The 20,782-nt window shown below is 44.4% G+C and carries 12 protein-coding genes; 11 read left to right on the forward strand and 1 reads right to left on the reverse strand.

Annotated features, from left to right (window positions below; translation table 11 throughout):
• Positions 1-102: 102 nt before the first annotated feature.
• From R8695_RS00990 to rhaD, 5 genes are all read left to right on the forward strand, one after another.
• Complete coding sequence (locus R8695_RS00990; RefSeq protein ID WP_167515481.1) at positions 103-6,771, forward strand: InlB B-repeat-containing protein; 6,669 nt, start codon at positions 103-105, stop codon at positions 6,769-6,771.
• A 157-nt stretch (positions 6,772-6,928) separates the two neighbouring features.
• On the forward strand, positions 6,929-8,602 hold the full coding sequence (locus R8695_RS00995) for a GGDEF domain-containing protein (RefSeq protein ID WP_308418851.1): 1,674 nt from the start codon (positions 6,929-6,931) through the stop codon (positions 8,600-8,602).
• The gene (locus tag R8695_RS01000; protein ID WP_167829770.1) at positions 8,592-10,502 is read left to right on the forward strand and encodes an EAL domain-containing protein; all 1,911 of its coding nucleotides are present in this window, start codon (positions 8,592-8,594) and stop codon (positions 10,500-10,502) included. The genes R8695_RS00995 and R8695_RS01000 overlap by 11 nt, the downstream gene beginning before the upstream one ends.
• Before the next feature lie 57 nt (positions 10,503-10,559).
• Complete coding sequence (gene spoIIID, locus R8695_RS01005; protein ID WP_154780597.1) at positions 10,560-10,814, forward strand: sporulation transcriptional regulator SpoIIID; 255 nt, start codon at positions 10,560-10,562, stop codon at positions 10,812-10,814.
• 247 nt (positions 10,815-11,061) lie between these two features.
• Complete coding sequence (rhaD, locus tag R8695_RS01010; RefSeq protein ID WP_118509648.1) at positions 11,062-11,892, forward strand: rhamnulose-1-phosphate aldolase; 831 nt, start codon at positions 11,062-11,064, stop codon at positions 11,890-11,892.
• Between the two features lie 52 nt (positions 11,893-11,944).
• Here the strand turns inward: rhaD and R8695_RS01015 are convergent, their stop codons facing one another.
• Complete coding sequence (locus R8695_RS01015; protein ID WP_118509649.1) at positions 11,945-12,763, reverse strand: MurR/RpiR family transcriptional regulator; 819 nt, start codon at positions 12,761-12,763, stop codon at positions 11,945-11,947.
• A 314-nt stretch (positions 12,764-13,077) separates the two neighbouring features.
• Between R8695_RS01015 and nagB the strand changes: the two genes are divergently transcribed.
• From nagB to R8695_RS01045, 6 genes are all read left to right on the forward strand, one after another.
• Positions 13,078-13,818: a glucosamine-6-phosphate deaminase gene (nagB, locus tag R8695_RS01020; RefSeq protein WP_118509650.1), complete on the forward strand. Its 741-nt coding sequence runs from the start codon at positions 13,078-13,080 to the stop codon at positions 13,816-13,818.
• Between the two features lie 17 nt (positions 13,819-13,835).
• On the forward strand, positions 13,836-14,939 hold the full coding sequence (gene nagA, locus R8695_RS01025) for an N-acetylglucosamine-6-phosphate deacetylase (protein WP_154780596.1): 1,104 nt from the start codon (positions 13,836-13,838) through the stop codon (positions 14,937-14,939).
• 79 nt (positions 14,940-15,018) lie between these two features.
• The gene (locus tag R8695_RS01030) at positions 15,019-16,920 is read left to right on the forward strand and encodes a beta-N-acetylhexosaminidase (RefSeq protein ID WP_243139547.1); all 1,902 of its coding nucleotides are present in this window, start codon (positions 15,019-15,021) and stop codon (positions 16,918-16,920) included.
• 142 nt (positions 16,921-17,062) lie between these two features.
• Positions 17,063-17,794 carry a histidine phosphatase family protein gene (locus tag R8695_RS01035; RefSeq protein WP_118509652.1) on the forward strand — a complete coding sequence of 244 codons (732 nt, stop codon included), beginning with the start codon at positions 17,063-17,065 and terminating at the stop codon, positions 17,792-17,794.
• A 42-nt stretch (positions 17,795-17,836) separates the two neighbouring features.
• Complete coding sequence (locus R8695_RS01040; RefSeq protein ID WP_154780613.1) at positions 17,837-18,796, forward strand: alpha/beta hydrolase; 960 nt, start codon at positions 17,837-17,839, stop codon at positions 18,794-18,796.
• Positions 18,797-18,811: 15 nt separating this feature from the next.
• Positions 18,812-20,632, forward strand: a complete 1,821-nt coding sequence (locus R8695_RS01045; RefSeq protein ID WP_154780595.1) for a DUF6320 domain-containing protein — start codon at positions 18,812-18,814, stop codon at positions 20,630-20,632.
• The last annotated feature ends 150 nt before the right edge of the window (positions 20,633-20,782 follow it).

The following is a 20,782-nucleotide window of genomic DNA, read 5'->3' on the forward strand; positions in this document are numbered from 1 at the left end:
CTGTAAATCAGGCAGATATAAGTCAAAATCCCATCGCCGCAGGCGATTTTCAATGGATCTTGTATGAAAGAAAGGGAAGAAAGAGAAAAAGGAGGCAGAGGTATGAAGAAAAAGAACCTTGCATGGCTTCTGACTGCAGCCATGGTAGCAGGCAGTGTAGAAGGACCGGTGGCAGTAGCCAGCGGTGCGGAATTTTCGGCAGGGCCGGAGGAAGTCCAGGAAACAGAAACCGTAGTAGAAGAGAGTGGTTCACAGGAGCAGGACGTTTCCCTGACAGATGGAAATGAAACAGTTTCTGAATTCACAGATCCGGAACAGAGTGAATCTTTGGGGACAGAATTTACGGCTCCTCAGCAGAATGAGTCAGGAGATGCAGTGACTGCTTTTGACAGTGACGACGAAGACGAGGACGACGATGAAGTAGATGACAGGTGGGAGCAGGCCAAAGCCAGTGCAGTAGAGATGATGCTGGGCGAAAAGGCTGAGATCCAGGTAGATGAATCTTATGAAGATTACTACTTCAAGTTTACTGCTCCGGAAGATGGTATTTATACATTTGATTATGACGGTACAGATCTGGATGGAGAATATGATCCGGATATTAATTATAGTGTGTCATATCTGGATGAAGATGGGGAATACACCGGTGAAACTGTAGAACTGCAAAAGGGCTGCAGTATATATGTTAATTTACAGAACTATGGATACTGTGGATATAAATTCTTTATCACTGCATCCAGCAAACCCTATATGGTAAAAAGTCTGGAATTAGTAAGCGGACCTTCTGACACAGAATATATAGAGGGAATCGACTGTAAAATCAATAATACTCCGAATAATGATAGTATGAAGCTGGATGGTCTGAAAGTACGTGTGACTTATTCAGACGGCGAAACAGAAGAACTGACTCCGGGCATGACCGGACGTGATGGAAAGACCCAAATTTTCGCTTATGCTGACTGGTCAGAAGAAGACACAGAAGAAAACGGAATTGTGTGGGAAGGAAATCTCCGGGTATCCTACGACGGAGAGGCATTAACTGACAACATTCCATTGACTTTTAAGAGTATTTCTTCTTATATTACAGAGTCGGGAACGTCTGTAGAAGCTATTGCGTCAGGGAACCAAAAAGCAGTCACCTGGAACGGATATGGAGGATATCTGTATAAATTCGTTCCTTCCAATACAGCCGAATATATTTTCTCATCCAAAACAGTCGTAGAGGATGAAGATGACGAAAATTATCTGGATACTTACGGATATCTTCTGGATAATAAGGGTTTCATCCTGAGCGAAGATGATGATAACGGTGGAAATGGCAACTTCAGTGTTCGGGCGGAACTGGAAGCAGGAAAAACCTACTATTACCTGGCACGTCCGTATTCCGCTACTTATAGCAAGAGCACACTGTCCCTGCAGGAGATCCGCAGTCTGAAGAGCATTACCCTGGATTCCACAGAAACACAGAAATATATTGGGATAGATGATTTGTCCTACAGTGGATTGGAAAAGATGGCAAAGAAACTGAATGCTACCCTGCATTTCAGTGACGGCTCAGAAGAGACGATCGGCTGGGGAGATACAACTGCAGACGGATATTCTCTCAGCATAGATATTCCGGATGTAGACCGGGAGAAGCCGGGAACTTATGTATTGAAAGTTTCCTCAGATTCTGTAAGCGCAGACTATACGATCAAAGTACTCTCTGCTATGGACTATATGAAAGACCATGCACAGGAACTCCAGGCCGGAAAGAGAACCGCAGTGACGATTCCTGTAGATACCTCTGTCGCATACTGTGTGACTGCACCGGAAACAGGATATTATGGTGTGAAATATCAGAGCCATTCTGAGGCAGATCTAGCATTGTTTGACGAACAGGGAAATAAATACAGTCATCATGTCAGAGTGGAAAAAGGACAGAAATTCTATTTCTCACTGGCTAACACAGGAAATATGGATATTAAAGCACTGGTAACACCGCAGCAGCTGGATGTAGTGCTTAAGAATGCGTCAGTTACTACACCTCCGACAAGTACAACACTGATCGAGTATGTTGACTGTGACAATGGTGAGACAGATCCGGAAAATGCAAGTCAGATCATGAAAGGCCTGGAAGTTACAGCAGAATATTCTGATGGAGAGAAAGAAACCCTGTCTTATGGAGACACCGGACGTCTGGGAGATAAACTGTCAGGATACCTGAAATGGGAGTATAAATATGATTCTAAAGAAGGAACCTCTAAACAGACTGTTGTTATGATCCTGACCATGGGTGAAGAGAACATTGCAGAAGTTCCTCTGACCTGGATTCCTTTCAGTGAATATTTAAGTAAGGGTGAAGGAATCGAAGCCCTGACTGTCAATACGGATAAACAGGTAGAAACAGATAACGTATATAGCTTCACAGCTGAGAAAGACGGGGAGTACACTTTCCTCTCCAAAGGTGAGGGCGATCCTTTTGGATATCTGTATTCTGAAAATGGAGACTGTCTTACCAGCAATGATGACAGCGGAGATGGAATGAATTTCCGCATCACCTATGAACTGGAAAAAGGTTCGAAATATTATCTGCGGGTAAGAACCAACGGTACGTCCTGTTCCGTAAAGGTTTCTGACGGAAGTAAACAGGAAACAGAAGAATTATCTGATTTCCAGTTAATATCTGCACCTGTAAAAACAACCTTCTTCTCCCATGCTGCAGATAGAGATCTGAATACAAACCGTCTTCCGGCTGCAGGACTGAAGATCAGTGCGAAGAATAAAGATGGTGAAACAGTAGTGTATTCCTATGATGATGACGATGAATTCCCGTTTGAGATCAGTGCAGAATTTAAGTATGACGAAGATGATTATTATATCATACCGGGCGAATATACTGCGAAAGTCCTCTATCAGGGTCAGACAGCAGCAGAATATCCGATCGTTGTAAAGAGCTTCAGGGACTATCTGAAGGAAAACACAAAGACTCTCAAACCAGGAGAAACCATTGGAAATGAAATCGGTGAGTATACAAACAGCGGAACATATCTGTATGTGAAGCTTCCTTCCGACCTGAAGGGCAGATATACATACTGTAATCAGTACAGATGGAATCCGGACTGCATTTATGACAGCGACGGCAATGAAACAAATCTGCGGTTTGATCAGGGTGATGACTGGGATTTCAATGGCAAAGACTACTATCTCTGCCTGGAAAACGGTTATGTGGATGATGATGAGGAGGAAAATGTTTTCTGGTATGATCAGATCCCGTCCAGTGGACTGATCCAGAACCTGGAGATCATCAGCCAGCCGGAGATCACAGAGTATCCGCAGGGAATGGAACAGTCTGTAAATCTTAAGGGTATGGTAATACGTATCACTTATAAAGATGGTACTCAGAAAGTGACAGAAGCAGAAGACTACAATGGTATGTATCTGAAATACACCAGCATTAAAGACAAAGATGGCACAACAGTCTATGATGTTTCAGGGTTGCCATTGGGTGAGAATCAGTTATATCTTACCATGAGCAATGCGAAAGTTCCGTTCACGATCAATGTTAAGAAACTTTCTGAAATGAATGCAGATCCTCTGACTCTGGAAAAAGAAGAAGTATTCAGCATTACTGAGAGCAGTCCGTACCATGTATATTCTTATACACCGGAGAAAACCGGAAGTTACAAACTGTCAGCAGCATTTAAAAATATTGCAGACAGTACTACTGTAGGCGGCACAAAGGTAAGATGGTATATGGCAGATGAGAACGGAGAATCACAAGGAGAAAATTATTCTTCCTATAGACTCCGTGCAGACAAAAAGTACTATTTCGTTGTCTATTCACCGGAGGAATCCTTTGCAGATATTTCCGTTAAGCTTTCCGGAAAAAATATAAACAGCGGTATCGTAGACCTGGAACTGACAGCTCCGTCCAAGACAGAATATCAGCCGGATGAAGAAGCCATTTCCTATGAAGGAATGATCGTCAAAGCTGTCTATGAAGATGGAACTGAGAGAGATTTCACAGCTGAGGAAGCAGAAGCTGCAGGCATTCAGATTAAGAATGATGTAAATTACGGATATCAGAAGAAATTCCCGGGAAGTTATAAGATCACTGTTTCTTATGAGGATCCGGAGGATTATTATACGGTAGAAAAGACCTTACCGATCACTGTAGCAGAAGCAGATACAACGGAGATCACATTAGGAGAAACTCCTGTAGAATTAGCAGAATCCAAAGATGGCAGATTCTATAAATTCCAGATCAGTGCGGATGGTTATTATCAGCTTCATATTACAGGACAGGATGCAGAAGGTTTCAGTGCGAAGTTCAAAGATGAATGGATGAATATGAATGGATATTCTTCACTTCATGAACTGAAAGCAGGAACGTATTATCTCTATATCGATGGTGCTGCATGCTCTGTCAGTATGACTGCCTACAATTCTGAACCGACAGCAGTAGTTATAGAGAAGCTGCCGGAGAAGACAGAGTTTGTCTATGGACAGGATGAAGTCACATTTGCAGGAGCACAGTTCAGAGTAACTTTCGCAGATGGCTCAGAGAAGATCGTGACAGTACCGGAAGGCTTCGGTGCATTTGATATTATGGAAACCGGAATCGAATTCCAGCGCTACACTACAGATAAAGTAGGAAGCTATTCAGTGACAATTAGTATTCCATCCGGACAACATAATACTAAAATGGATTATTCCATTGTCTTTCCTGAGGATATGGTAACTCTGGAAGACGGAAAATCCTATGAGGTCAAAGCATCCCAGTTAAAGAACAACAAACAGGTAGTCTATAAAGTAGTTGGATCCGACCAGGGCGGACAGATCATAACTGTAGAGTATGGACAGGCTTATGCACGTGTTATACCTGCGCAGGGATATGGAATAGGATATGTGACATCACAGAATCCGGGAGTTCTTTACTTCGCAGCAGAAAAAGGTAAAACATACTATGTGGTTCTTTCCGGACTGAAAAATGGACAGGAACAGCCAGATATCACAGTGAAATACAGTACTTCCAAGGCTATTACCAAACTTACACCTCTGGAAGATACCGGAACCTATTATTACGGTGTGAATGATTCTATATTAGGAAGTGTGCGTCTGCAGCTTACTTATGTAGACGGCAGCACAGAAGTGATCACACAAAATGAGACCAAAGGCTGGCTGACAAGGCTGGATATGGAGCAGGTTCCGATCCGTGGAACAGGAACCTATCAGGGAACCATCAGTCTGGCAGGTATCAAGACCAGTTATTCCCGTAAGATCGAGATGCTTCCTGAGGAAGAGATCAAGGCAGAACAGCTGGTAGAAGCCCAGTCAGAGAAACGTTATAAATTCGTACCGGAGAAGACACAGAGTTATTATCTGCTGAGCAATGTCAAAGGCGAATTAGATGTGGATATTGAGAATGCAGATGGTGCGAATCTGGACAGCTGGGCATTGGGAAGCGAGTGCAGGGAAGGAAAGATGGTCCTCACTGCTGGCAGGACTTATTACTTCAGAGTGATTGGTATTCAGGGAAACTTCGCTATTTCTACAGATGTGGGAGTAGCAGTCAGCCTGAAAGACAGTAAAACAACTTATACTTACAGCGGCGAACCCATCAGACCGGAACTGACAGTAACCTATGATGGAAACACACTCCAGGAAGGTAAAGATTATCAGATCAGATACTATGATAATGTTGAGTTCGGTACAGCCCGTGCAGAAGTAGTTCCGGTTTCCGGAGGAATGAATTTCGTTTCCAGAACTGTTTACTTCGGCATTGACAGATGCAGCCTGAAAGACAGTGAAGCCAGGATTGAAGAAATCCCGGATCAGGAATGGACAGGTGAGGCTATCACACCAGATCTGAAAGTAACCTGCAACGGAAGATATCTGGAAAACGGTGTGGACTATCAGGTATCCTTCAAAAACAATGTAGAGATTGGTACTGCAGAAGTAACAGTAGAAGGTATCGACAATTACACAGGAACGCTCAAAGCTGAATTTACGATCAGGGAACAGCAAAAGAAACCGGTAGAGAAGATCAGCCTGAACAAAACTTCTGCCAATGTAGTGGCAGGTAACAGCGTACAGCTGACAGCAACTGTTTCACCGGATGATGCAGCAGATACATCCGTTAAATGGACCAGCAGTTCCAAATATGCATCTGTAGATGACACTGGAAAAGTAACTGTAAAATCAAATGCTCTTGGTGGTTACATTACCATAACAGCATCAGCTAATGATGAAAGCGGTGTAACAGCATCCTGCAAGATTAAGGTTTACAATAAGATCACCTATAATCTCAATGGCGGTAAGCAGAACAAATCAAACAAGACAAGCTTCTGCAAGCAGACAGTGAAACTTTACAGCCCGACCAGAGCGAAATATACATTCGGCGGCTGGTACACAGATAAGGGACTGAAAAAGAAGATCACATCCATCAGCAATAAGACTACGAAGAATGTAACCTTATATGCGAAGTGGAAAAAAGTTACCCAGTGCAGTGCACCGTCCAAAGTAACGCTGAAAAACTCCAAAGCAAAGACCATGGCAGTTTCCATCAAGAGTGTATCCGGAGCCAAAGGTTATGAGATCACATATTCCACAAGCTCCAAATTCTCAGGTGCGAAGAAGAAAACGATCACAGGCAAAACTGTGAATATCGGCAGTCTTTCCAAAAGAAAAACTTATTATGTGAAAGTCCGCGCATACAAGCTGGATTCCACAGGAGCCAAGGTTTATGGAAAATACAGCAAGACTGTAAAAGTTCAGATCAGGAAGTAATCAGGATATAATGTAAGTCAGGTGGGAAACCTCCGGCATGGCAATGGCCAGCCGGAGGTTTTTACGGTCTTGTGTTATAGAACAGAATCATATAAAATAAATAATGGAAAAAAATAGTATGGAAATAAAAAAGAGGAAAAGAGGGGAGAGGAATGGCGTGAAATATAACCAAAAGAAACGGGGACAGGAACTGGAAATGTTTCTGTTTATCATAGTGCTGACTGTATTTGCAGCTGTCCTTGGGGTAGTAGCCAAGGGTGGAAAGACACAGACGATGGAACAGTTCAGAACGTTATCGTCAGGCTGGTACTATATTGAAAACGGGGAAAAAACAGAGATTTCCCTTCCGGCAGTAATAAAAGCAGACGGGCAGAAGAAGCTGGTGCTCTATAATGACAATATTACAGAAGAAGACGCAGGAAAAACCATAACAACCAAAGGTGCACAGCATGAACCTGAGATACGGCTGAATGATGAAATTCTGTATCAGTATGAGAATTCGGCATTTCCCAGAAATACCCAGATGAAATCCAAGCTGGACTGTGACGGGGAAATTCCCGCGGACAGCCGGGGAGGAACTCTGACAGTTACTTATTCGGAACCCCAAAGGGGAGAGTATGAGATTGCAGAGTACTATATCGGAAGCGGAAGTACAGTCACCCTGTACCATATCGAGTGTTCCCTGGTAATTGTGGGAATCGCGTTCTGCTTTATTGTACTGAGTCTTATTGCATTTCTGACAGCAGTTTACCTGAAGATCCGGAAAATGCCGGCTGGAAGATTCCGGGATGTGGCATTGTTTCTGTTTATCTGCGGAACATGGCTGATCACAGATTCGCCGGTGATTCAGATGTATACCAGTCATCCGGCTGCCACCTGCATCATTTCGTTTTATATGTTTATGATCCTGGCAGTGCCCATGCTGCATTTTGCCCAGGAGGTGCGTAACATGAAGAAATATCGGATCCTGAATGTGGGGATCGTTCTTTTTTATTTTAATGCACTGATCCAGGGAATCCTGAATTATCTGGGGGTCTTCGAATTTATTGACATGCTTTTTGTAACCCACATCCTTCTGTGGATATGGGTATGGATCTCAGCAGTACTGCTGTGGAAAGAATACAGGAAGGATCCGGCGAAAGATCTGCGGAATATCATGGCTGCGTATACCATTGTATCTGTAAGCGGCATTCTGGCCCTTGTGTTGTACTGGCTGTTTCAGATTTCCTATTATGGGGCAATCTTTGCCCTGGGAATTCTGGCATTTCTTGTTCTGATCCTTGCAGATGCAGTGGCTAATCTGGCAGAGAATATACATTTCAGAACAGAAATGCAGGCATATGAGCGGCTGATGAAAGAAGACAGCATGACAGGCATGCCCAATCGTGAGCCCTTCGAAAAGCTTATTGCAGGCATTACGCAGGAGGCACACAATTACCGGAATATCCTGCTGGTATTTATGGATATCATTCATCTGAGAAGGGTAAACCATGAGATCGGCAGAACCGCCGGGGATGAGATGGTCATAGCAGCAGCCAGATGTATGGAAGCGGTGTTCGGAGAACATGGGAAATGCTACAGGATCGGCGGAGACGAGTTCGCAGCAGTGGTTTATGATCCGGATGCAGATACAGATGTATTTTCGGAAAGACTGGATGAACAGATCAGAAACTATAACAGGAACAGTAAATACAGATTATCAGTAGCCAGAGGATTCAGCCTGATCCGTGATGAAAACGGAAAAATGAAATCTGTGGGTGAATGGAAATACGAAGCAGATACAGAGATGTATCAGAATAAAGAGAAGGAGGAAGGCTCACGTGAATTATAACATAAATTTTCAGATTGCAGCATTGATCATTGTGATCTTACTTCTGTATCATTTTCTCACACAGAAAAAACTATATAATATAAATGCCAGAACTTTTACATATGTGCTGGTCCTGGGTGGACTGTATATCCTGCTTGACCTGCTCAGTACGCTGGTGTTCATGAATTACCGCGCAGAACATGAAACGGTAATTCTGCTGGTCATTACAATCGCATATTTATTTGACGTTATGCTGCCATATATCCTGTACTGCTGTGTCTGCATCATATCAGGAGAAAAGCAAAGGAAAATCAGCGGAACCTCAGCTGTGTGTACTGCGATCACAGTGGTGATGCTGCTTCTGATCCTGGGAAATATCAAAAGCGGCTGGTTCTTTTACTTTGATGAAAGTGGTACATTTGTAACCGGTTCCGGATATATTTTTCTTTATATCTATGCCCTTGCCTATGCAGTGCTTGTTATTGTTTCTGCCATCAGAAACCGGGGAGAAAATATTACCCGGAAGATGGGGATTGTGGGAGAATTTCTGGTGCTTGAAGGAGTATGCATGGTCATCCAGATGTATACCCAGAGGCTGCTTCTGACTGGATTCGGGCTGGCACTGGGACTGGTTTTTCTTTATCTGACCATCAACAATCCGGGAGATTATGTGGACAGTATTACCGGTGTATTTGATAAACAGTATTTCGATAAGTGGATCGAGGAAAAACTGGACAAGAAGGCAGAGTTTCATCTGATCGCAACAGAGTTTTATATGCTGAAACAGGTGAATAAGGTATACGGAAGCAGTGTGGGGGATCAGATGCTGATCCAGGCTGCACAGGGAATTCAGGAGATCACAGGTTCTTCCCAGGTATTCAGGATCACCGGAAACTGTTTTCTGGCAGTGGCAGAGTCCATGGCAGAATATGAAACAAATAAGCAGAAAATGGAAGAGTTTTTCCGGAAACCTTTCGAACTTAACGGAGAGAAAATTGATTTCCCGGCAGTCATCTGTGGAATTATGGATGGCGGGAAAATGAAACATGAAGATGTCATTCTTTCCTATATTGAGTATCTGGCTTCACTGATAAAAAATACAGATGAAACAGTGGTAATACAGTCAGATGACAGGATTCTGGAAGGGTTCCACTATGAGAAAGAGGTGGAACAGTTCCTGAAGACTGCCGTAGAACAGGATCTGTTTGAAGTTTATTATCAGCCGATCTACTGGAACAAAGAAGAGCGTTATATCACCCTGGAAGCGTTAAGCAGACTGAGACATCCCAACATGGGCATGATCCCGCCCGATGTATTTATCGGAATTGCCGAGAAGCAGGGAATGATCGCGCAGGTGGGACTTCTTCAGTTCCGAAGAGTGTGCCGTTTCGTGAAGGAACATGAGTATCTCATGAAGACTCTGAAGAATGTGAAGTTTAATCTGTCTCCGTCCGAACTGCTGAAAACGGGACATATCCAGCTTCTGATCAATATGATCAGGGAGTACGGACTTTCCCCGAGGTACTTCCAGTTCGAGATCACAGAGACAGTTGCCACAGAATACAGCGAGAGTTTCTGCCAGGCAGTGGAAGATTTTCAGAAGGCAGGCATTGGTCTCTGCCTGGATGATTTCGGTTCCGGCTATGCCAATCTGAACACAGTACTGAAACTCCCTTTCTCAGTAGTAAAAATGGATCGCTCCCTCCTTACAGGGGTAACCTGCGATGAACAGGCAGCAGTGTTCTACAGAAGTATCGTAATGGTCATGCAGAACATGGGCTATCACATCGTAGCCGAAGGCGCCGAGACCAAAGAGGAAGTAGACCTTCTGCAGACCTGGGGCGTAGACATGATCCAGGGCTATTATTTCTCCCGGCCATTACCGGAAAACGAGCTGCTGAAGCTGTTTGACAAGGAATAACATATGTTGAGATAATTTCGCATACACTGTAAAAACAGCGTCTTCGGAGGCTTATCCTTGAAAGATTATATCGAGGAACGTGCAGTGGAAATTGCGAAATATATCATTGAGACCAGGGCAACAGTACGGCAGGCGGCGAAGAAGTTCGGGATCAGTAAAAGTACGGCACATAAGGACTGTACTGACCGCCTGGTACAGATCAATCCCGGACTGGCACAGGAGGTCCGGCTGGTGCTGGATGTGAACAAGCAGGAACGCCATATCAGAGGCGGACTTGCAACCAGAGAAAAATATCTGCATCAGCATACATAAAAACAACTGAAAAATTATAAATTAAGTCAAGGGGCTGTGTTACTGCCAGAAACAGTAGCGTGGCCTCTTTTTTAGTACAGATTCACAAAGAATCTCCAGAATCAAAGTGTGGTTTTGTGAGAGTTTTTTTCTTAAAATTGTTTACAAACCACACAAAACAATATATAATACACTCGTAAACAACAAGAAACAACTAAAAAAGGAAATTAATACAACAGAAAACCACATAAACGGGAGGATATATATTATGAAAATTCTGGAATCTAAATTTGTACGGGGATTTATAAAGATGGCAGACGACGGTTATCAGCAGGGCTGGCATGAGAGAAACGGCGGAAACTTAAGTTACCGTCTGAAACCTGAAGAAGTAGAGATGATCAAGCCCCGTCTGAATGCACCTGGAGAATGGACACCTATCGGAGTAGAAGTTCCGGGACTTGCAGGAGAATTTTTCCTGGTAACAGGAAGCGGTAAATATTTCAGAAACATTATCGTAGACCCGGAAGTATGTCTGGCGATCATTGAACTGGATGAAACAGGAACCAATTACAGGATCCGTTGGGGACTGGTAGAAGGGGGAAGACCTACCAGCGAACTTCCCACACATCTGATGAACCACGAAGTAAAGAAGAAACTTACCAACGGCAGACACCGTGTTATCTACCATGCCCATACCACCAATACCATTGCGCTGACTTTCGTACTTCCACTGGATGATAAAGTCTTTACCAGAGAACTCTGGGAATCAGCCACAGAATGCCCGGTAGTATTCCCGGACGGTGTAGGTGTAGTTGGCTGGATGGTACCTGGCGGCAGGGAGATTGCTGTAAAAACAGCAGAACTGATGAAGAAATATGATGTGGTGATCTGGGCTCATCACGGAATGTTCTGTTCCGGAGAGGATTTCGATCTGACCTTCGGCCTGCTCCACACAGTAGAGAAATCCGCAGAGATTCTGGTAAAGATCCTGTCCATGACTCCACGCAAACTCCAGACCATCACACCGGATAATTTCCGCGCTCTGGCGAAAGACTTCAAAGTCAGCCTTCCGGAAGAATTCCTGTATGAGAAAGAATGATCAGATCGAAATATAAGTATAAAATATAGCTCACTGAGAACACATCCATATTTCAGGACTGAAGAAGCGACTGTATGGTATATTCATGCAGCGCTTCTTTTTTCTGCCTGTCAATCTGCAGATAACGGGAATACAGAACATCCAGCATCAGCAGGATAGGAAACTGCGGAGAAATGATGTTCCCACGCTCCAGATGTTCTTTACTGGCGAAGATCAGGGTTTCATCGCAGAATTCCTGGTATCCTTTGTCCTGTCTGGCAGTCATAAGAATAGTACAGGCGCCCTGCTTTTTCGCAGCACGAAGAGAAGAAATGATCTCTGCAGTTTCGCCGCTGACACTGATGGCAATAACCAGGCAGTCTTTTCCCAGAATAACAGAATTCATCTTCATCACGTGGCTGTCTGTAACTGCTTCAATATTCAATCCGATACGCATGAAACGCAGCTGCATCTCCTGTGCCACCAGCCCGGAACTGCCTCGCCCGTACACATATACTCGTGGCATGGAAACCAGAAGATTCACGATCCGGGTGATCTGACTGTTGTCCAGAAGCGCGTTGCTCTTGTTCAGAAGTTCCTGGTAAGTATTGAATTCCTGAATATCGAAATCAGAAACCGTTTCCTCTTCATCCGGTTTCAGGATCTGCTTGTATTCATAGATAAATTCCCGGTATCCGTGAAAGCCACATTTCTGCGCGAAACGTGACAGAGATGCCTCAGATACGAAAAGCTGTGAAGCGATGGTACGTGAAGAAAAATCCTGTTCCTCTGTATTATGGATAAAAAAATCCCCAATGGTTCGTTCAAGGGGTGTAAATGTATGGTAATAAGATTCGATCAAAGGGATAATATTATGTCTGGCAGATGTCATAAGGCTCCTCCTGAAAAATATGTCCGGCTCAGACAGCCGTGTTCTGGTTAAAGTATACCACCCGATGGGCTCTGGTTTCAATATAGGAATGTAAATAATTTCAAATAATATAAAATATGTGAAAGAAATTTCAAAAACAACATAAAACCAGTTGAAAACAGGGATTTGTAAGGAAAACACTGAAAGAAGATTCTAAACCAGACTGCTTTATTGAAAATAAAATCAACAGGAATTATAATGAACTCACGAAACAAGATCAGCAGCTGACACTGCTGTAAAAAGATATAGAAAATTACAAAAACAGGAGAATAAATATGACTATTTATGAAGGAAAAGATTATCAGGATGTAAGCAGAAAAGCAGCCAATATCATGTCTGCACAGATCATTATGAAACCAAGAGCAGTTCTGGGACTGGCTACAGGTTCCACACCGGTGGGAATGTACAAACAGCTCATCGAATGGTATAAAAAAGGTGACCTGGATTTCTCACAGGTTACCTCTGTAAACCTGGATGAGTACAAAGGTTTATCCGGAGACAACGACCAGAGTTACCGATACTTTATGAACCATAACCTGTTCGATCATGTAAATATTGATAAAGCCAGAACCTACGTCCCCAATGGCCTGGAAGAAGACAGTGAAAAAGCCTGCGCAGAATACAACGAAATCATCCGCAGTGTAGGCGGCATTGACATGCAGCTTCTGGGAATTGGTGGTAACGGACACATTGGTTTCAACGAACCAGGAGAAGCATTTGAAAAAGAAACCCACTGTGTAAATCTGACAGAAAGCACCATCAAAGCCAATGCCAGATTCTTCGAAAACATGGACGAAGTGCCGAAACAGGCGTATACTATGGGTATCAAAAGTATTATGTCAGCAAAAAAGATCCTTCTGATCGCCACAGGTGCAGCGAAAGCAGATGCTCTTTATAAATCCCTGTATGGACCGATCACTCCGAATGTTCCTGCATCTATCCTGCAGCTCCATCCGGATGTAACCGTAGTGGCAGACGAAGAAGCATTAAGCCTGATCAGAGCGAAGGGGCTGTAAAAGGAGTGTAGATTTTCATGATTATCACAAATGGTAAGGTCTTCCAGGAAGACGGAAGTTATAAAGTAATGGATCTGTATGTGGAGAACGGCAGACTGGTATCTTCACCGGAAGAAGTAACGGACAAAACACAGCTTGATGCAGCAGGGCTTAAAGTTCTTCCGGGACTGGTGGATATCCACAGCCACGGTGCGAAGAGACATGATTTCTCAGATGCAGACACTGGCGGACTGAAAGTGATCCTTCAGTATGAGAAATCACAGGGCGTGACTTCCTACTGCCCTACATCCATGACTCTTCCGAAAGAAGAACTTCTGGCTATTTTCCAGACAGCAGCAGATGTAGAACAGGATGACACCTGTGCCCATATCGTAGGTATCAATATGGAGGGACCTTTCCTGGATCCTGCGAAAAAAGGCGCTCATGTGGAAGGATATATCCGCAAACCGGATGTAGAATTTTTCCGCGAATGCAATAAGGCAGCCAATGGCATGATAAAAGTAGTAACTCTGGCTCCCAACATGGAGGGCGCAGAAGAATTTATCAAAGAACTGCACGACGAAGTAGTGATCTCCCTGGGGCATACAGGTGCTGATTATGACTGCGCGGCGAAAGCCATGAAAGAGGGTGCTCTTCATGTAACCCATCTTTATAATGCCATGAATCCTATGGGACACCGTGCACCGGGAATGATCGGTGCAGCAGCAGACAATGAAGAATGTATGGTGGAACTGATCGGTGACGGAATCCATATCCATCCGGTCACAGTCCGCAACACATTCCGCCTGTTCGGACCGGAGAGAGTGGTTCTCATCAGTGATTCCATGATGGCCACAGGTATGGAAAACGGTACCTATGAACTGGGCGGACAGGAAGTAACCATGAAAGACCGTAAGGCTACTCTGGCAGACGGAACCATCGCAGGCTCTGCTACCAATCTTTTCGAGTGCATGAAGTGTGTGATCTCCATGGGAGTTCCGGAAGGGGAAGCAATCCTGGCAGCTACCAGAAACCCGGCGAAGAGCATCGGTATTTATGAGGAAACAGGTTCTCTTACACCTGGAAAAAGAGCAGATATCGTGCTTGCAGACGATAATCTGAATATTGTAAAAGTCCTTTAAATGGATCACATATCATACATAGAATCGGGCGTGTAACAACGCCCGATTTTTAACCAAATCAAGCCGAGGAGAAAATTCTATGAAAATAAAATTTCAGGGAACTGCGCAGGACATTGCACAGATCGAAGAAGGAACCTGCCTGATGCTGCAGGACTCGGTTCTTCACAGCTGCCTGTCAGGGAAAGACAGCATGACAGCAGAACTGAAAGTAACCTTTACAGACGCTCCGGATCTTACTGTAAAGAGAACCGGCACACAGGCAGAGATCACCTGCCAGAAACCGTCCCATTATTACCGTGGACTTACCTGGCTTCTGCACAATCTGGATCAGGAAACATATGAAAAAAGGGAAACTGCGTATTTCCCACGAAACGGTCTGATGCTGGACTGCTCCCGCAACAGCGTCTTCACTGTGGAGAAAGTGAAATCCATGATCCGCATCCTGGCACGCATGGGAATGAATGTGCTGATGCTTTACACAGAGGACACTTACGAGGTAAAAGACGAACCGTATTTCGGAGCTTACAGAGGCAGATACAGCGCAGCGGAAATCCGTGAAATGGATGATTATGCGCAGAAATTCGGAGTAGAACTGGTTCCCTGTATCCAGACTCTGGCCCATCTCCACAATGCCCTGAAATGGCCTGGTGGGGAGAAGATCAAAGACACTGCCGACATCCTTCAGGTAGGAAAGGAAGAAACCTATCAGTTCATCGAAAGGATGCTGAAATCTGTAAAAGAAGCTTTTCATACTGATCGCGTTCATCTGGGAATGGATGAGGCAGTGCAGCTTGGACTGGGAAATTATCTGCAGGAAAACGGATACAAAAAGAGTTCCACGCTGATCCGGGAACACTGTGACAGAGTACTGGCAATCTGTAAAAAACTTGACCTGAAACCAATGATGTGGAGCGATATGTACATCACATCCAACACAGGCGGCGGATACTATGAAGTACCGGAAAATGCAGACTGCAGTACTTGGGAAAAACCAGATCCGGATCTTGGAATGGTGTACTGGGATTACTACAATGCAGATCCGAAAGTGTACGAAAAAATGCTCCGGGTTCATGAACAGCTTTCTCCAAACACCGTTTTCGCCGGAGGCTGCTGGATCTGGAATGGCATTGCGCCAAACTATTCCAGAAGCTACGTATGTACGAAAGCAGCACTGCAGGTATGTAAGAAATACCAGGTACAGGAAGTACTTTGCACTGCATGGCAGGACAATGGTACAGAGACACCGGTGGACACCATTCTTCCGGGTGCAGCTCTGTTTGCACATCTGGGATTTCATAAAGATTTCGACCAGAAAGCTCTGGAAGAGGAATTTGCCAATGCCACAGGTGGAAATCTGGAGAACTTCCTGAAACTGGATCGTTTTGACCGGCTGTTTCTGGGAGAGAAGGACAATCTGGCATCCGAGAATCCTTCGAAATATCTCCTGTATCAGGATGCACTTCTGGGAATTTTTGACTATCATCTGCAGGGAAAAGATGCTGCAGGATACTACCGGAGACTGGCACAGGAACTGGAAGGCTGTGTGCTGGAAGCAGGCTGCTACACCAGGTTATTTGCCTATTACCACTGTCTGGCACAGGTGCTCTCCGAGAAAGCAGATCTGGGAGTAAAGATCAAAGCTGCCTATGATGCACATGATCTGTCCACATTGCAGAGCATCAGTGAGGAAAAAATCCCACATATCATCACTCAGATGTGGAAACTGAAAGATCTCAGAGAGGATCTGTGGATGGAAGACGGGAAACCATTCGGATACGAACTCATCGATCTTCGTCTGGGTGGGGTGCTCACACGCCTTGAAAGCTGCAGCCGAAGACTGGAGAAATATATGCAGGGAGCTCTTCCGAAACTGGAAGAATTGGAAGGGGAAAGACTTCCCTATTTCGGCGAAGGAGAAACAGCTATCGAAAACAGATGGCAGAGAGCCATCAGCGGAGCTGATCTGACAGATACCATCTGATCATATAATTTATGTAACGAAGCGCAGGCATACCGCAGACCCGGACAGGGTGCACAATGGCCTGCGCTTCTTGTCAATTATGCAGGGGTATGATATATTTGAAAATAGATATATTTGAAAAGACGAAAGGACGGAACCAACAATGAAATTACTGATCGTACGTCACGGAGATCCGGATTATACCATTGATTCACTGACAGAAAAAGGCTGGAGAGAGGCCAGGTATCTCGCACAGAAACTGTCGAAGCTGGAGATAAAAGATTTCTATGTTTCTCCTCTGGGAAGAGCAAAAGATACAGCCTCCTGCACCCTGAAAAAAATGAACCGCACAGCCACAGAATGTGACTGGCTGAAAGAATTTGACGTATTTATCAACCGGCCGGATGTGACAGACCGTAAGATCATTCCATGGGACTGGCTTCCCCAGGACTGGACAATGGACGAGAGATTCTATCAGTATGACCACTGGTTTGAGAACGAAAGAATACAGGATTCTGATGTAAAAGAGTATTATGATCATGTAACAGGGAAGTTTGATGAAGTCCTGGCTAAACATGGATATGTACGGGAAGGACACTATTACAGGGTGGAGAAAGAAAACGAAGATACACTGGTATTTTTCTGCCATTTCGGTCTGGAATGTGTGCTGGTCAGCCACCTTCTCAGTGTTTCACCTATGGTATTGTGGCATGGAGCATGTGCGGCACCAAGTTCTGTGACGACCTTTCATACAGAAGAGAGAAGACAGGGGATCGCCAGCTTCCGTATGAGTTCTTTCGGAGATATTTCACATCTGTATGCCAACGATGAACCGCCGGCATTTGCTGCCAGATTCTGTGAAACATACAGCAATGATAAACAGCGTCATGATTGATCATGGCAGCAGAAAGAGGAAAAAATATTGATATCGAAGACAATGAAAACTGTTTTACACGCACTTTCTTATGGAAATATAGAGGTGGATTCTTCCAGAAAACTGGCTGATCTTAAGCAGTTGGATGCAACCCGGATTTTTTTGAAAAAGCTGGATGCCAGGGTATATAATGGAGATCATGAAGTACCTGTACGCCTGTATTTCCCCACAGAAGAAGCCATGGAGGCAGGAATTGCAGAGGGAACTACCTTTCCTGTACTTCTGTTTTTCCATGGAGGCGGATGGGTGACAGAGAGTGTGGAAAATTATGACCGTGTGTGTTCCAGAATGGCACAGGCTACCGCCCATATCGTAGTATCTGTGGAATACAGACTGGCACCGGAGCATAAATTTCCGATACCGCTGGAAGACTGTTATGCAGCTGCGAAAGCACTTTATACCAACCAGCTGATCCTTCATACAGATCCGGAGAAGATTACGATCATCGGTGACAGTGCAGGTGGAAATCTCACAGCAGCAGTATGCCTGATGGCCAGAGACAGGGGAGAATTTACCCCCAGACGACAGATCCTGATCTATCCGGCAGTAGGAAACTGCTATACAGAAGAATCTCCTTACAGATCGGTGCATGAGAATGGCAGTGATTATCTGCTTACAGCAGTAAAAATGGAAGATTATCTGAACCTTTATCAGAGAACAGAGGAAGACAGAAAGAATCCGTATTTCTCTCCACTTCAGGAAAAAGATCTAAAGGATCTGCCGGAAACGCTGATCCTGACAGCGGAGTATGATCCTCTCAGAGATGAAGGAGAAGTATACGGGAGGAAGCTGGAAGCAGCAGGAAACAGGGTGGAGGTACACCGGATCCGCGGTGCATTTCATGGATTTTTTGCATTGGGGATTAAATTTCTGCATGTGCAGGAGAGTTTCAGATTTATCAATGGATTTCTGAATGACAGTTATTTACGAAACAATATACTGGCTTCTTCAGAAACGAAATAAGAAAGCAGGAGAAAGATGGAAGCAGGTTATTCAAAATGGAGAAAACTTGATAATGCAGCATTGGCTTTTCCTCTGGTTACAGGGAAAAATGACACCAGAGTTTTCAGATTTTACTGCCAGCTGAAAGAGGAGGTTGCCGGTGAAGTTCTGCAGACAGCACTGGATCAGACCATGGAGAAATATCCGCTGTTTCAGACTGTGCTGAGAAAGGGATTGTTCTGGTTTTATCTGGAGCACAGGGAACTGCGTGCCCTGGCAGTACCGGAGACAGAACCGCCCTGCAGCAGACTGTATATTCCGGACAAAAAGACCCTGCTGTTTCAGGTAAGCTATTATAAAAATAGGATCAACTTCGAGGTATTTCATGCGCTGACAGATGGAACAGGAGCTATGCATTTTCTGCAGGAACTGGTGCAGAATTATCTGATCCTGGCACATCCCCAGGCAGGACTTCCCCGGATAGAAACAGCAGAAGAAACAACCTGGGGAGACCAGGAAGAGGATAGTTTTTCCCAGTATTATTCTTCAGATATGCCCAGAGACAAAGAGAAGAAAAAGCCTGCTGTAAAGCTGAAAGGGGAGAAACTTCTTCATTCAGATATGCACATCACAGAAATTGGAATCCCAGTAAAAGAAATCCATGCAAAGGCGAAATCCTACGGTGTTTCCATTACAGTACTGCTTACGGCCATGATGCTGTGTGCCATTCATGAAGAAGTTCCCAGGAGCCGCCAGAACCGGCCGGTGGCATTGATGATCCCTGTGAATCTGAGAAATTATTTTCCGTCACAGTCTATGGCGAATTTCTTCGGATGGATCGAAGTGGGTTATACTTTTACAGATCATACAGTGTTTACGGAAGTCCTTCAAGCAGTGAAGGATCAGTTTAAACAGGAACTGGTAAAAGAGAAGATTGCCATGCACATGAATGGATATGTGCGGCTTGAGAAGAATCCTCTGGTGCGAGCAGTACCGCTGGAAATCAAAAAATATTTCCTGATGGTAGGTGCGGAGCTTGGAAGCAGAAGCATTACTGCTGTGTATTCCAACATCGGGATTGTACGTTTTCCGGAAGAATATCAGAAATTTATTGAACGTTTCGGCATTTTTGCAAGCACGGATTCTCTGCAGATGTGTTCCTGTTCCTATGGAGATGCGATGACGCTTGGCTTCACTTCGAAGATCCCGGATAACAGTATTGAGAGGAATTTTCTGCGGATGCTGAAGGAAGAGGAGATTTCCTGCAGGGAAGAGCGAAATGATTTCCCGGGCTGTACAGAAGCCGGAAAGCTGGTGAAAAAGGAGAACCGGAAAGTGGTACAGGAGTTCAGTTTTCTGTGTCTGGTGATCGCGGTGATCTGTGGAATGGTAAATTATCTTGCAGAAGGAACTCTGAACTGGTTCTGGTTTGCAGGGGCAGGCTGTGTCTGTGCATGGCTGGTGGTAATGGTGGCGTATTTCAAGAGAAGAAATATTCTGAAGAATGAAATGTGGCAGCTTTTGATCGTGACGGTGATCGCCATCTTGTGGGATGTTTTTACAGGATGGAGAGGCTGGTCTGTGGACTTCGTTTTTCCGGTGGGAGTGCTTGCAGTGCTGATCTCTGTTCCGGTGATCGCGAAGATCAGCAGGCTGGCCCGGGAAGAATATCTTTTCTATCTTATCCAGGCCTGTCTGGCAGGTCTTGTTTCCATTATTCTGATCTGTACCGGACTTGTAACTTTCCGGTATCCTTCTGTAATCTGCGCAGGGATCAGTTTTCTTACCCTTGCAGGACTGTTTATTTTCAGGCAGAAGGAGATGCTGCGGGAGTTTCATAAGAAGCTGAGAATGTAGGAAATTGAATGATAAAAGCCGTATTTCGACGACTCAAATTGTGTTGAAATACGGCTTTTGTTTATTGTAGAAAAGACAGTAACTATGGCAAAAACTATCTTTCTATAAGCATTTGTTTCGAAAACAATGTAACAGACCTATTGTTAAACG

The organism is Blautia luti, assembly GCF_033096465.1.
Classification (GTDB): domain Bacteria; phylum Bacillota; class Clostridia; order Lachnospirales; family Lachnospiraceae; genus Blautia_A; species Blautia_A luti.

What these genes read in the sequence shown, in the direction of transcription:
- rhaD (WP_118509648.1), top strand. Translation starts at nt 11,062, where the DNA reads ATGAAAATTCTGGAATCTAAATTTGTACGGGGATTTATAAAGATGGCA.
- nagB (WP_118509650.1), top strand. Translation starts at nt 13,078, where the DNA reads ATGACTATTTATGAAGGAAAAGATTATCAGGATGTAAGCAGAAAAGCA.
- R8695_RS01015 (WP_118509649.1), bottom strand. Translation starts at nt 12,763, where the DNA reads ATGACATCTGCCAGACATAATATTATCCCTTTGATCGAATCTTATTAC.
- R8695_RS00990 (WP_167515481.1), top strand. Translation starts at nt 103, where the DNA reads ATGAAGAAAAAGAACCTTGCATGGCTTCTGACTGCAGCCATGGTAGCA.
- R8695_RS01040 (WP_154780613.1), top strand. Translation starts at nt 17,837, where the DNA reads ATGAAAACTGTTTTACACGCACTTTCTTATGGAAATATAGAGGTGGAT.
- R8695_RS01035 (WP_118509652.1), top strand. Translation starts at nt 17,063, where the DNA reads ATGAAATTACTGATCGTACGTCACGGAGATCCGGATTATACCATTGAT.
- R8695_RS01045 (WP_154780595.1), top strand. Translation starts at nt 18,812, where the DNA reads ATGGAAGCAGGTTATTCAAAATGGAGAAAACTTGATAATGCAGCATTG.
- R8695_RS01030 (WP_243139547.1), top strand. Translation starts at nt 15,019, where the DNA reads ATGAAAATAAAATTTCAGGGAACTGCGCAGGACATTGCACAGATCGAA.
- nagA (WP_154780596.1), top strand. Translation starts at nt 13,836, where the DNA reads ATGATTATCACAAATGGTAAGGTCTTCCAGGAAGACGGAAGTTATAAA.